This window comes from Taibaiella soli (assembly GCF_003236175.1).
In the GTDB taxonomy this organism is placed as follows: Bacteria; Bacteroidota; Bacteroidia; order Chitinophagales; family Chitinophagaceae; genus QKTW01.
Genome location: NZ_QKTW01000019.1, coordinates 206651 through 221105, shown reverse-complemented (window position 1 = coordinate 221105; position 14455 = coordinate 206651). Strand labels below are relative to the sequence as shown.

General features: G+C 42.8%; 9 protein-coding genes. 2 read left to right on the top strand and 7 right to left on the bottom strand.

Annotated elements, in window-relative coordinates; genetic code table 11:
• Positions 1-27: 27 nt before the first annotated feature.
• The 3 genes from DN068_RS14970 to DN068_RS14960 all read right to left on the bottom strand — a co-directional run bounded on the left by DN068_RS14970 (position 28) and on the right by DN068_RS14960 (position 4807).
• Positions 28-2322 (bottom strand): TonB-dependent receptor, encoded by a 2295-nt coding sequence (locus DN068_RS14970; RefSeq protein WP_110999739.1) that lies wholly within the window; start codon positions 2320-2322, stop codon positions 28-30.
• 80 nt (positions 2323-2402) lie between these two features.
• Complete coding sequence (locus DN068_RS14965) at positions 2403-3719, bottom strand: T9SS type A sorting domain-containing protein (RefSeq protein WP_110999738.1); 1317 nt, start codon at positions 3717-3719, stop codon at positions 2403-2405.
• Positions 3720-3817: 98 nt separating this feature from the next.
• A complete protein-coding gene (locus tag DN068_RS14960; RefSeq protein WP_110999737.1) occupies positions 3818-4807 on the bottom strand; it encodes an aspartate-semialdehyde dehydrogenase in 990 nt (329 codons plus the stop codon).
• Between the two features lie 179 nt (positions 4808-4986).
• Between DN068_RS14960 and DN068_RS14955 the strand changes: the two genes are divergently transcribed.
• Entirely contained in the window at positions 4987-6771 is a 1785-nt protein-coding gene (locus DN068_RS14955; RefSeq protein WP_110999736.1) for an ABC transporter ATP-binding protein, read from the top strand.
• A gap of 349 nt (positions 6772-7120) precedes the next feature.
• Here the strand turns inward: DN068_RS14955 and DN068_RS14950 are convergent, their stop codons facing one another.
• From DN068_RS14950 to DN068_RS14940, 3 genes are all read right to left on the bottom strand, one after another.
• Complete coding sequence (locus DN068_RS14950; RefSeq protein WP_110999735.1) at positions 7121-7711, bottom strand: pseudouridine synthase; 591 nt, start codon at positions 7709-7711, stop codon at positions 7121-7123.
• Positions 7712-8071: 360 nt separating this feature from the next.
• Positions 8072-8836: a tetratricopeptide repeat protein gene (locus DN068_RS14945; protein ID WP_207798951.1), complete on the bottom strand. Its 765-nt coding sequence runs from the start codon at positions 8834-8836 to the stop codon at positions 8072-8074.
• Positions 8833-9843 carry a VWA domain-containing protein gene (locus DN068_RS14940; RefSeq protein ID WP_110999734.1) on the bottom strand — a complete coding sequence of 337 codons (1011 nt, stop codon included), beginning with the start codon at positions 9841-9843 and terminating at the stop codon, positions 8833-8835. Before DN068_RS14940 ends, DN068_RS14945 begins: the two co-directional genes overlap by 4 nt.
• A 389-nt stretch (positions 9844-10232) precedes the next feature.
• Here DN068_RS14940 and DN068_RS14935 point away from each other — a divergent pair, with 389 nt between their 5' ends.
• Complete coding sequence (locus DN068_RS14935; RefSeq protein WP_110999733.1) at positions 10233-12542, top strand: ATP-dependent helicase; 2310 nt, start codon at positions 10233-10235, stop codon at positions 12540-12542.
• Between the two features lie 95 nt (positions 12543-12637).
• On the opposite strand, the gene DN068_RS14930 is transcribed toward DN068_RS14935, so the two are convergent.
• Positions 12638-14347 carry a S41 family peptidase gene (locus DN068_RS14930; RefSeq protein ID WP_110999732.1) on the bottom strand — a complete coding sequence of 570 codons (1710 nt, stop codon included), beginning with the start codon at positions 14345-14347 and terminating at the stop codon, positions 12638-12640.
• Between the last annotated feature and the right edge of the window lie 108 nt (positions 14348-14455).

Sequence of the window (14455 nt, the reverse complement as noted above, 5' to 3'; positions counted from 1 at the left end):
ACAAATCAGCCATTAGTCATCAGAGATTTAATAAAGATTCAAACGGATCGTTGTAAAGAATCTTCTTGGCAGAAAACTGAGCGTGCCATTGCCACCGTGTGGGTTAGCGGATGTAACTGCTACCGCATCCTGAGGTGTAAGCTGTGTTACGTTGAAAATGTTTTTCACGCCTGCCACGATAGAAATTTTTCGGTTCCAGAATTTTCTTTCAACAGAAGCATCCATCATATTGTAAGAAGGGGTGGTGCCGTTGAATGTAACAGTACCATCGCCATTTTGCTGCATGGCAGGTTGTGATCCGGAGAATTTATAAAACAGAGAAAATTTAAGTCTTGGTTTTGCCCAGGCATACTGGATATTAGCAGTGATTTCTGATACTCTGTAAGCACTGTATTGGCCAGTTTCTGCGAATGTGTAAGTATAGGCGTATCCCAGTTGTGCATGCAGATCTTTCAATTGGCCATCCGTCATAACATTTGCAATTGCATTGCGCATATGATTGACGTTGCCATAGGTGTAGTCGGCAGTGTTTGTATTTGCCGGGCCATCATAGACCAGCGTAATTTCATTGTTGATATCGTTATAATATCCGGTTACGATTACCTGTGCGTAATCGGCTCCTTTTTTATAGAACTGGTAAGAGCCTGAAACCTGCATGTTGTGCGAAGTCTCAGCTTTCAGATCGGGATTGCCAATGATATGGTGGTTGACGTCGATAAATTCAAGATATAATTCCTTCAGCGTTGGCGCTCTGAATCCGCGTGCATAAGATGCCCGTAACTGTACTTTATCGTTAAGGTGATACAGTAAATTGAATGATGGTGTTACAGGTGCTGAATACTGTGTGTTGTATGATGCGCGTAAGCCCATTTGTGCGACCAGCTGGTCATTGGCAAAAGGCATAGACAGATTGGTGTACGCGGCATAGTCTTGTATATTGTTGCGGCCATCCTGGATCTTGGTGCTTTGCGCGTATTCCAGCAGCACATCATAACCTGCTGTATAATCGAGCTTATGCCATTTGTTGTTATAATTGGCGCGGAGATTAATGTCATCAAAGCGTGAAGTGTCTTGTGCTCCTTGTGTGCCTTGTGCCAATGTTTCATTCATGGTTGTAAGATCGGTCACATAAGAATTGGTGATCCGGTAATACAGTGAGTAGCTATTTTGGCTTTGCCAATGACCGGTTTTGCCAAGTTTGCCATCCATGAAGAAACGGGTTTGTGAACGGGTGGTTTTATAGACATTATCCAGCGCGGTGCAGCCAAAAGAGCTGTAAGAACTCGGTGCTGAACGGTCTGTTATTTTTTCGTTGAGGAAATCGTTTGCGAGCTCCAGTCTAAAGCCGGAGGGCGCGGTGTATACATAATCCAGGTTAAGAAAATACTGTTCTTTCGGTTTGAAAAGCAGGCTACGATGATAAGGGAAATACATGTTATTGTTGCCCTGTGCTTTCACCAGCGTATCGTTGTACTTCCAGCCTTGAAAGAAATTCCGGCCAAGGCCAATACTGAGTTGGTTTCTTTTTTTGATCTTGATACTTCCGTTTACATCAACATTGTATTTACCAACTGATTCATAGTTGAAACCTGCGTTGAGCGAAAACGGACGCGTATTCTTTTTTGTAATCAGATTGATGACACCACCCAGTGCGTCGCTTCCATACACCACACTCATCGGGCCTTGTACAATTTCTATATGGTCTATGTTGCTCATGTTGATCTGTCCCAGATCCACGTTGCCATTTTCACGGCCATTAACGGGCATGCCGTCAATCAATATCTTTACTTTATCGCCGGTTACACCCTGCATCGTGATGTTTGCACCAAGTATGGCGTCGTTGTTCACGTTCATGTTGAGTTGTGTACTGAGGGCGTCTGCAAGTGTAATGCTTCCCTGAGCCTGAAGTGTGCTGCTGGAAATAATGCGGTATTGAGAAAGCGCGTTTTGCAACTGAGTAGGACGTGTAAGGCCGGTCACTACTACTTCATTCAGCCCCGTATTTTTGCGGGTAAGCGCTATATTAATTTCTTTGTTGGAAGGATAGGCCTCGAACGTTTGTGTGTATGATTCGTAGCCTAAGGCGGAAATAGTGATATGACAAGGAAATGATGATAAAGATACCATAGCATTACCTGCATCATCGGTTTGCACGGTTTGTGCGGGAACATTCTTTTCACCGTTATATACATTGACGTATGCCAATGCTACAGGTGTGTTATTTGTTCCGTCTTCTGTTTTTACAAAAATATTTTGCGCTACTGCATCAATCGACAACAGTACCAGAACATACACAAAAAGCAAGTGCGCAATCGTTTTCATTCTTCTTTTTTAAAACAGTTCAGCTACCATCACTGATAGCTGAACCGCTTATTTATTTTTAAAGATCAGTGTGACACAGACTAGTGTTGTACCATCAGTTTTTCTGTTACTTTCCAGCTGCCGTTGGAAACAGTTACCATGTACATGCCGGTTGGAATTGCCATTGTATTGATCGCGAAACCGTTCATGCCTTTGTTTACAGTTACAGCGTAGTTCTGCAACAGGCGGCCGTTCAGGTCTGCAACGATGATACGTGCACTACCAACATTTTCTGATGCATCAATCATTACCGCTGTCTGGTTTTGAGCAGGGTTCGGAACGATTGCTACAGCATTTACATTATTGGCAGTGATATTTTTTACTGCAGTAGGAACCAGGGTACGTTTACGGAAATTATATACGCCGGTAGCAGAACCACCGAAACCAGTAAACTGCAGTTGGTAATAAGCACTTGTGCCATTTTTGATGAAATAAACGGTACTGTCGATACTCCATGTGTTGGTAGTCTGGTCATAATGTTTCCAGTCGTAACCAATTTCATTTGTATTGGCAGAATAGTTTTGGTTGATGCCAGCTGTATCCGGATTGATATTGTGTACTTCTGCAACAGTAGTGTTCATGTTGCTGAATACGCCGGCAGCAGGATAATGTGCCAGGAACATCGGGCCTTGAGATGCGCTGTCGTCATAACGTGTGAACAGGATATCCCATGTGTCGCGGCCTGGTTCGCGGTCTAAAATTGTATTGGTAGTTGCATTAAAGTATGCGAATTGACGATTGGTAAAATCGAATCCGTTTGCGTGACGTGGAACGAGGATTGTAGTATCGCTGCTGTTGTCAAATCTTGCAATGCGGAAAGTCCAGCTGATAGAATCGTTTGGATAAGTAACATATTCCTGCATCCAAACTTTATACGTTGCGGTATCTACTTTGACAACATAAATAGAATCACCATTCAGGTAGTGTGTCGTCTGGTTGTATTGTCCCCAGCCGTAATCAAACAGATTAGACGGATCGTGGTTTTGGTTGAACGCGCCATAACCCCATGCTGTATCTGAGTTGTACAGAGGGTTGCTCATTTTGCCAACAGTATCGTTTGCTGTGAGCGTAGCGAAATTGCCGGTAGCTTGTTTGTTGATAGAGTAAACAGATACCTTGCCCATTACATGATTCGCGATGATACCTGCCGTAGAGCTTGGTCCTGATTGTGGCACCATCTGAAAGCCAAAATGCCAGTTCGTATTTGGAACGCTGCTTACAGATCCGTTGTCCATGCTGTAATAGACATCATTTGCATAGCCCGGAGTAGTGTTTACTGAATCGCTTACCCATGTTTGGGCATTGGCTTGTAAACTAAATGCAGCGGCGGCCGTTAAAAGTATAGGTCTCAATTTCATGCAGAAAAAAATTTGGTGCAACAAAGGTAACCCCTTGCTACACCATTAGTCTATTAGATACAATTATTTACAATAGTATGACAGGGTGGATTTGCGTATTAAATCCAGCCCTGAAGATGCAGGTATTCTGCGATCTGAACCGCATTCGTAGCGGCGCCTTTTCTCAGGTTATCAGCCACAATCCAGCAGTTTAAAGTGTTTGGCTGTGAATAGTCGCGACGGATACGGCCAACGAAGACATCGTCTTTACCTGCTGCAAACAATGGCATTGGGTATTCATTATTAGACGGATTGTCTATTACGGTAACGCCTGGCATTTCACTAAATTGCTGTTTAACGGTCGTTTCATCGAAATCTTTATTCATTTCCACATTTACGCTTTCGCTGTGTCCACCCATTACTGGTACGCGTACAGTGGTTGCTGTTACCTTGATGTTGTCGTCACCCATGATCTTGCAGGTTTCCAACACCATTTTCATTTCTTCTTTGGTATAACCGTTGTCCTGAAAGACATCTATATGCGGCAGTACGTTCATATCAATCGGGTGTGGATATACACCATCGCCTTTGCCGCCTGCGCGCTCGTCCAGCAGTTCTTTTACTGCTTTCTGGCCAGTGCCGGTCACGGATTGATAAGTGCTTACTACGACGCGTTTGATGCCGTAATTTTTATGTAATGGCTGTAATACCATCACCATCTGGATCGTAGAGCAGTTTGGATTTGCAATGATATAATCATTCTGTTTCAGCACGTGACCGTTCACTTCAGGAACTACCAGTTTTTTATCAGGATGCATACGCCATGCAGATGAATTATCTACTACATAGCAGCCGATTGCTTCAAATCTTGGAGCCAGTTCCAGGGAAATGCTGCCACCCGCAGAAAATAACGCCAGTTGCGGTTTTCGAGAGATAGCCTCGTCTACAGACACTACCGTGTGTTCTTTGCCCTTATAGTTGATCTTGGTTCCTACGGAACGTTCGGATGCAACAGGAATCAGTTCTGTAATCGGGAAGTTGCGTTCTTCGAGGATACGCAACATCGTGCTGCCCACCAACCCAGTGGCGCCCACAATAGCTACTCTCATATTATATAAATGATAAAAATTTGCGCGAAGGTACGTATTCAATTCAAATCGCTGATGTCTGATTTTCTGATGTCCGATTTCTCTTCCCAGGCACGATTGACGTTTGACTTTTCACGTTTCACCAAATCAGCGATCAGAAAATCAGCGATCAGCCATTATCAACTACCTTTGCGTTGAGTATGAAACAACTTGCTGCTGTCAATAAATATTTTGTCCGTTACAAATGGCGTTTGCTGCTGGGCATTTTATTCGTCACTATTTCCAACCTTTTCGCTGTATTGCCGCCTGTGGTTATCCGTAATGTGATCGATCAGGTGCAGGCGAATATTGATAGCTACCATCTGGTTACCAATTCGGTACTTGCTGATGGGATGCGGTCCTATATTTTCACGCTCGTATTGTGGAATGGGTTGTTGTTACTTGGGTTGGCTCTGCTGCGCGGTGTGTTTATGTTTTTTATGCGGCAGACGATCATCGTCATGTCCCGTTTGATAGAGTATGATCAGAAGAATGAAATCTACGATCATTATCAGCAGCTGGATACTCATTTTTATAAAACCCATTTTACCGGCGACTTAATGAACCGCATGGCGGAAGATGTCTCTCGTGTACGCCAATACACAGGTCCCGCGATCATGTATAGTGTCAACTTATTTGTCTTGTCTGTGATGTGTATCTGGGGAATGGTGCGTGTAGATGCGTGGCTGACTTTATATGTGGTAGCGCCGCTGCCTTTGCTTGCGTTCTCTATTTATTTCGTGAACAGAGTCATTTACCGCAAGAGCGAAAAGATTCAGGCGCAGCTTTCTGATCTTACAACAACAGCGCAGGAATCTTACTCCGGTATTCGTGTGATCAAATCTTTTGTGCAGGAAAAAAACATGCTCGGCTTTTTCCGGAACACTTCTGAGCAATACAAAGAAAGCGCAATCAATTTATCACTTACAGAGGCAATTTATTTTCCGTCAATGAACTTATTCATTGGTTTGAGTATGCTCATTACGGTTTTGATCGGTGGCTATATGGCGATCAAAGGGAACGTGACGCCGGGTAATATCGCTGAGTTTGTGATTTATATCAATCTGCTGATGTTTCCGATTTCAAGCATCGGTTGGGTGGCTTCTATTACACAGCGTGCTGCGGCTTCACAAAAAAGAATCAATGAATTTTTAGATACCGATCCGAAAATTGTTTCTCCGGCAAAAGCAACGGAAAGTATTGTAAAAGGGGATGTCGAATTCAGCCATATTCAGTTTACCTATCCACATACGGGTATTCTTGCACTCAATGATTTTAATCTGCACATCAAAGTCGGACAGAAAGTTGCTGTTATTGGTAAAACTGGTTCTGGCAAATCAACGCTTGCGCATATGTTGCTGCGTATGTATGATCCGCAGGAAGGAGATGTAAAACTTGATGGTGTTTCCGTTCGTGATTTCAATTTGCAGCGGTTGCGTGCACAGATTGCTTATGCGCCGCAGGAAGCTTTTTTATTTTCCGATACCATCTATAACAACATTAAATTCGGCCGGGAAGATGCTACTGAGTCTGAAGTAAAAGAAGCAGCAAGACTCGCTGATCTGGAGAAAGACATAGCCACTTTTGCGAAGGGGTATGAAACAGTAATCGGAGAACGTGGTGTCATGCTTTCGGGGGGACAAAAACAGAGAATGGTACTGGCTCGTGCATTGCTCAAAAACAGTAACATTTTACTGTTGGATGAATCGCTTTCTGCTGTGGATACTAAAACGGAAAAAACAATTCTGGGTAATCTGAATCACTATCTCCGCAATAAAACCGCTATTGTAATTACACACCGTATTTTTACTAGTTGGGTTTTCGATCAGATCATTATGCTGGATGATGGACAAATCGTTGAACAAGGCACTCACGATGAACTGATGCAACTCAACGGTCGCTATGCGAAATTATATCGCCATCAAACCGAAACGAACCTGGCGTAAATCGTTTTCTTTCTCGCGGCGGCACGGAGACGCGAAGTTTTAATTCAACGATAAAACAGGCATCATAAATTGTTTATTATCGAAATGAGAGTGCTGTGCCGTTGCGTCGCCGTGAGAGAATTTCGTATGTTGGGCTGTGCGAAGTTGAAGCCTTTGATTCTTATGCGTGTTGTCCTGAACAAAGTGTGAGGATGCGGGAAACCTTTTAAATCGGAAAGAGTTACTCCTGTTTGTCATGACTAGGACAGGAGACATCTCGCGAAATAAAACTGTGTTTGATCGCAAGCATTGACGTTTCATGTTTAACGTTTCACGAACATTGATCATTCATCATTAACCATTGACCAACTCACAAATTCCTCGTCAGCTTCTTTGTTTCTTCCACATTCAGTTCAATAAAATTTCCCGGCGTTAAATCGCCAAGTGTAATATCTCCGATGCTGTGACGAATTAATCTAAGTGTGGGGAAACCTGTAGCGGCAGTCATTTTCCGGACTTGTCTGTTCTTGCCTTCAGTTAGTGTCAGTGCAATCCACGAAGTGGGAATATCCTTGCGAAAACGGATGGGCGGATTTCTTTCAGGAACTTCCGGTGCTTCCGTAAACAATTTCACTTTTGCCGGCAGCGTTTTGTGTTGTTTGCCATTCGCACTGATCATAACGCCGCGTTCTAATTGCTGCAATGCATGTGCATCTGGAATACCTTCTACCTGTACCCAGTAAGTGCGATGATGTGCAAACTTCGGTTCAAGCAAACGGTGTGTTAATGCTTTATCGTTTGTGAGTAATAGTAAACCTTCACTATCATAATCTAATCGGCCGACCGGATAAATATCTTTTGCAATGCCGGGAAAATAGTCCGCGAGTGTTTTTTTATCACCCTCCTGAGAAAACTGGCAGAGCACTTGAAATGGCTTGTAAAAAAGATAATAGTGCAACATAAAAAAGAAGGTTCGTTGAAAGGCTTAATTGGCGCATGTTTCAGCAGAAAAGAAAAAAGTCCGACTGGTTTTTATGCCGTCGGACTTTTATAAGGATGGGTTAGCAAGTACAATCCTGACACAATATTAAAAATAATTTCTCCGACTAAAAAAAAATCTTGCAACTTTTTTTCTGACGATGTTGAAAACTTGTGAACAAACCAGAAGTGAAAATCAAAAAAATGATTGCTTCATCAAACAGAAATCATCGAATGATGTTGAAAGAATCACAACGTTTTTTTGCGACGCGTAATAAAAAAGCCGTTACATTTTTGCGGATGTAACAGCTTATCGTTTTATCATTTACAGTGCTGAAATATGCTACCAGTCTTTGTCTACTTTCACCGGAACGCCTTTTGTCTTCTGCATTTTATCCTGTAGATTTTTTTCTTCCTGCTGTAGTGCATTTAAGATTTGGTCTGCTTGTTTCTGCGATAAGTTTCCGGGCTTCGGTTGCGGATGCTGGTCTTGCTGATCTTTATCCTGTTGGTCTTTATTTTGCTGATCTTTGTTTTGCTGATCTTTATTCTGCTGGTCTTTGTTTTGTTGATCTTTATTCTGATCCTTCTTGTCTTTATTCTTTTGATCCTTATTTTGCTGGTCTTTATTCTTGTCCTTCTGATCTTTCTTTTTATCCTTATTGTTTTCGTCTTCTTTTTTCTTCATCGCAGTTGCATAAGAAAGATTGTATTTCGCATCTGCATCTTGTGGATTATTACGCAGCGCTTGTTTGTATGCATCGATGGCATCCTGCCATTTCTTTTCATCCATGTATGTGTTGCCGATGTTGTACTGTGCGCCTGATTTTTCCAGCGGATTGCTTGTGCTTTTCGCGGTAGTCGTCAATGTGTTGCGGGCAGCATCCAGTTGTTTCGCCTGATATTGCGCGTTGCCAAGATTAAATAAGCCCGGTGTATACGCCGGATTCTTTTGCAGTGCTTGCTGATACACGGCAGCAGCTTCTTTATATTTTTTCTGTTCGTAGAGATTATTGCCTTCCTTCATCAGCTTGCGTTCCTGCGCAAAAACAGGCAGTGCAGCGATGACAAGTGCAAACGTTCCGGTTATCTTGCGTGCCATCATCATACTGTTGTCGGTTTTGTTTTTTTCGTTGCAGCAGGAATCAGCCATTCAATCAGCAATGCTGCAAATGCAATGATCAGGAAATACTGGAAATAACTTTTATAGTCGGTGAAAATAACTGCGCCAAGATTTTTCTGTTCCATACCATCTACCTCACCCATAATTTTTTCTGCGACAGCGTCGGTATTATTGAGTAAGCTGTACGTACCACGACCAGCAGCTGCAATATTCTGCAATTCTGCTTCATTTAGTTTGGTTACTACAGGATTTCCATTCTCATCCAGTTTAGGTGCTTTGGTCGAAGGGTCAATCAACGTAACTCCTTGCGGAGAGCCGATACCCACTGTATGAATGATTACACCAGCTTCCGCTGCTTCTTTGGCTTTTGCCAGCGAATGCTCATCGTGATCTTCACCATCGGAAATGATTACAAGGCTTTTGTATTTTTTTTCTTTCTGCGAAAATGATTTTAATGAAAGATCAATTGCGTCACCAATCACAGTGCCCTGTGTCGGAATCATGTCTGGCTTTACAGTCGCCAGCATCATTTTCATAGCGCTGTAGTCGATGGTAAGTGGTACCTGCAAATATGCACGACCAGCAAATACAACAAGTCCCACACGATCATTGTCTGCTTTATCAAGCATGCGCATGATCAGTTGCTTGGCGCGCGTCAGGCGGTCTGGCTGTATATCATTGGCCAGCATACTTTTACTTACATCAAGTGCTACAATCATGTCAACGCCCTTGCGCTGCACTTTATCGGTCTTCGCACCCATTTGTAAATTGGCCCAGCCAAATATGCCTGCAATCAGCGCAATACTCAGCAAAATAAAACGTGTAGTGTTTCTGCCGGGAATGTACCCGATCAATTGTTCGGATACGAGTGATTCGTCACCGAGTTTTTTCAGTTTCTTTCTGCGCCAGAAAAGCATCCCCACAAATAGTAAAATCAGGAAGGGAATAGCTCCGAGCGCCAGCAAGTGTAATACATGTTGAAAACGTAACATAGCTTCTGGTCTCTGCCTGCAAATTTATAAAGCGTTGTAATTTCTATAATTACTCAATGTATGAATTTTATTTTCTTTAACAGAGCTGGGTGGGCAGTGGTCAATCGTGAATGGTGAATGATCAGTCTTTTCTGTGCATCTTTAAATTTCAGCACTCAACGCATAAACTATTAGCATATTAACTTTTTCGCGGTTGAGATGTTGATAAATTGATACATTAATATGTAGGAAAGTTGATACATTGAAAGGTTGATAGGCAAGAGGCTATCTAACAATCAGGTTCACAACGGACAACTGGTAACTCACCTGTTTTACTCAGAATTTATAAGTTAAATAAGGGAATTGACCATTGACGATTGACCATTCACCAAATTAACTAATTTCGCCGCATGCAAGAATATCTGAAGGGACTTAATGATCAGCAAAAAGAGGCAGTAGAGCATATAAACGGACCGCTCATGATTGTAGCCGGCGCCGGAAGTGGCAAAACGAAAGTACTGACTACCCGCATTGCACACCTGATGAACCGTGGTGTGGACGCATTCAACATATTGGCGCTCACTTTTACTAATAAAGCAGCCGCGGAAATGAAGGAACGTATCGAAAAGATACTCGGTTCTTCTGAAGCGCGTAATCTGTATATCGGTACATTCCACTCGGTGTTCGCAAAAATTATGCGCGCTGAGGCGAATAAACTGGGTTATCCGAGCAACTTCACTATTTATGATACCGATGATGCCAAGGGGGTGATCAGAGATATCGTAAAGGATATGAATCTGGATGATAAACATTACAAACCTGCATTTATCTACAACCGTATTTCGGCCGCCAAAAACAGCCTGATAGATCCGGTGCGTTATAAACTGGATCCGCATATAACATCAGAAGATGCAAAAAGCAGCCGTCCGTTGCTCGGCGATATTTATGACGCTTACGCAAAACGTTGCTTCCGCAATGGCGCCATGGATTTCGATGATCTGTTGTTTAAAATGTATGTGCTACTGGTAAACTTTCCGGATGTATTGGCTAAATACCAGCATCGTTTCAAATATATATTGATCGATGAGTACCAGGATACCAACGAAGCGCAGTACCAGATCATCAAACTGCTGGGTGCAGTGCATGAAAATATTTGTGTGGTGGGTGATGATGCACAAAGTATCTACTCATTCCGTGGGGCAACGGTGAAAAATATTCTTCAGTTTCAGGATGACTATGATGATGTGAAAGTGGTGAAACTGGAGCAGAATTACCGCAGTACGCAAAGTATTCTGAATGTTGCCAACAAAGTAATTGCCAATAATAAAAACCAGATTGAGAAATCACTCTGGACCAGCAACGACCTCGGTGAAAAAATCACTTTAGTTCGTACGCTGACGGATAATGATGAAGGTCGTTTTGTAGCAGACGCAATTACGGAACAAAAATTGCGCAATCATTACCACAATAAAGATTTTGTGGTATTGTACCGTACCAATGCGCAAAGCCGTTCGTTTGAGGAAAGTCTTCGCCGGATGAATATTCCTTATCGTCTGGTAGGTGGCGTATCTTTTTATCAGCGTAAAGAAATCAAAGACTATCTCGCTTATCTGCGATTGATCGTAAATCAGCAGGATGAGGAAAACCTGAAACGCATCATTAACTATCCCGCGCGTGGTATTGGTAAAACCAGCATTGAGCGCATTCAGATTGCGGCTAACCAATATGATAAAACCATGTGGGAAATGCTGCAGTTCCCGGATATGCTGGGCATTAAAGGTGCCGGTGCATCGGCTATCGAAAACTTTGTGGTGATGATCAAGAGTTTTCAGGTGATGCTCGAAAAAGGCAACGCTTATGAAGTCGCTTTTGCAGTCGGTAAACACACTGGTCTTGTGCAGGAATTGTACAATGATAAATCAGTAGAAGGCCTGGCGCGCTACGAGAACGTTCAGGAGCTCCTCAACTCTATAAAAGAATTTACCGAAACGCCGGATGAAGAAGGTGAATTGCTCGATAAATCGCTCGGCAGCTATTTGCAGCAGATTACTTTGCTGACAGATGCCGATAATAATAATGACGAAGATCAGGATGTAGTGAAGCTGATGACTATTCACGCTGCAAAAGGTCTGGAGTTTCCATGTGTATTTGCGGTAGGTCTTGAGGAAAATCTTTTTCCGAGCGCCATGAGTATGTATAGCCGCGAAGATCTGGAAGAAGAACGTCGGTTGTTCTATGTGGTAATCACACGTGCTAAGTCTCGCCTTTGGGTTACTTATGCCAATAGCCGTTATCGCTTCGGACAGTTGGTACAGAATGATCCAAGTCGTTTTGTCGATGAAATTCCGGAAGAATATCTTGAACGTAATTTTACCGGTGCAAGTCACAAAGCGCAAAGTCAGATAGGTGGTGGTTTTGGCAATTCGATTCCAAAGAATGGCAATGCTTTTGAAAAAACGCCGTCATTAAAAAAACTGGCGGAAAAAATTCAGCAGAAATCTGCGCCGGTACCACAACACAAGCCTTCAGGCGATTTTATTGCTGATGATCCGATGGCAATGGAAGTGGGTATGGAAGTGGAACATCAAAAATTTGGTTTCGGTAAAATTCTCACACTCGAAGGAGGTGCTAATAACCGTATAGCGGCTATTGAGTTTAAAGATGGCCATGGACAGAAGAAGATCATGCTGAACTATGCGAAACTGCGCATTGTTCGTTAGATGCGCTTCAAATAGTAAGACATAAAAACAGAGGCTGTCTCATGGAGACAGCCTCTTATAATTTGAAAGCACTTTTAAGTTATAAACTTGATCCGTTATTTAGCAGGTTTCAGCAATGCCTGATAATTTGTTGGCTGATCAATTATTTTCAGCGCCTGTGCCAGATCATCATCAGAGCGGAGGCTGTATTCGATACGGCCTTTCTGATAATAGTAACGGGAAATGATTTCGCTTTCCAGCAAACGGGTTACTTCGTCCTGATGTTTTAGCAGATCTTGCTTTTTGTCGTGTGCTACTTTTGTTTGCAACGCAGTGAATTCATTTTTTGCACCATCATAATTTTTTTCACGAATGGCGATTTGTTTCAGCGAATCCAGCGCAATTTCTGTTTCTGTCTTATATGAGTAATCTTTTCCTTCCAGCCATTTCGTGAAATCGGTAAATTCCGCAGGTGTTAATGAAAATGCGCCCGCGTTTGGAATTGTTTTGTGTGCTTTTGCATATTGCGTGGCATAGTCGAAGAAGTAATTTTTAGAGTACAGCGTGATAGACAGCTTGCTCACTCTATTATCTGCGACTTTCATGTCAGGTTCAACGCCGCCGCCGCTCAGTACTTTGCGTCCGGCCTTGGTTTTGTATTCTTTCTTCAGAGAATCAGGAATGGCGCCTACACTGCCATCTGCATTGCGATGGGTGTAATCCAATGCCTGAATACAACGGCCGCTTGGCGTATAATATTTGGCAGTAGTGAGTTTCAGACGGGCGTTATATTCCAGCGGTCGTGTTGTCTGTACCAGACCTTTGCCATAAGAGCGCTCGCCGATAACCACCCCACGATCCAGATCCTGCATAGTGCCTGCAACAATTTCAGAAGCGGATGCCGAGGAATGGTTCACAAGTACCGTCAGTGGAATTTGTGCATCCCAAACTGGTCCGCTCGTTTTGAAATCTTTGTCCCAATCTTTCATTTTGCCTTTGGTGCTTACCACTAGCTGTCCGCGGTCCACAAACAGATTGCAGGTATTCACGGCTTCATCTAGTAAGCCGCCCGGATTATTTCTTAAATCCAACACAACACCTTTCAGAGATGGTTGCGCTGTTTTGAGGCTATCGAGGGCATTACGCAGTAAACGGCTGCAATTAGGCGTGAATTGGTTGAGACGAACGAATGCAATGTTTTTATCCTTACCTACCAGACCGGCATACGGCACACTGGAAAGCTCGATTTCACCTCTGGTGATTTGTTTTTGCTGTTCTTCCCCAGAATAAACATCCTTCAGTTTTATGGTCACCTGGGTTCCCGGAGAACCTTTCAGTAACAAACTAATGTCTTCTATTGTTTTTCCCTTCATTGGCTGATTATCAATAGAGATAACCAGATCGCCGGGATGGAGGCCTGCTTTCTGCGCCGGACTCGTTTCATATACATCTTCTACGATGATATCGTCACCTTTTTTACGCATCGTGGCTCCAATACCGCCATATTTTCCTGTGGTCTGAAATTCATAGTCTTCAATATCTGCTTCAGTGATATAATTGGTATAAGGATCCAGGTCATCGAGCATGGCATCGATACCTGTTTTAACCATTTTGCCTGGTTCTATCGGATCTACATAATAAGTATTGAGTTCTTTGAAGAGATTGGCGAATATTTCCAGATTTTTAGATGTTTCGAAATACGAATCTGGAGTTTTAGCCTGTATAAAAAAGCCAATTGCCGCCATTGTACCAATTCCAGCCAAAAAACCTTTTACCGTTCTACCGCTGCCTTTTTTGCTACTGCTTTTATTGCTGTCCGATTTCATCTGTAGTGTTTTTTTAACGAAAAAGTACCCGGTAGGTTAAAATCACGAATACCTAAAGCAATGTACGAAAATTAAATGCGCGTTATCAGGTCAATATTTTAACAATGC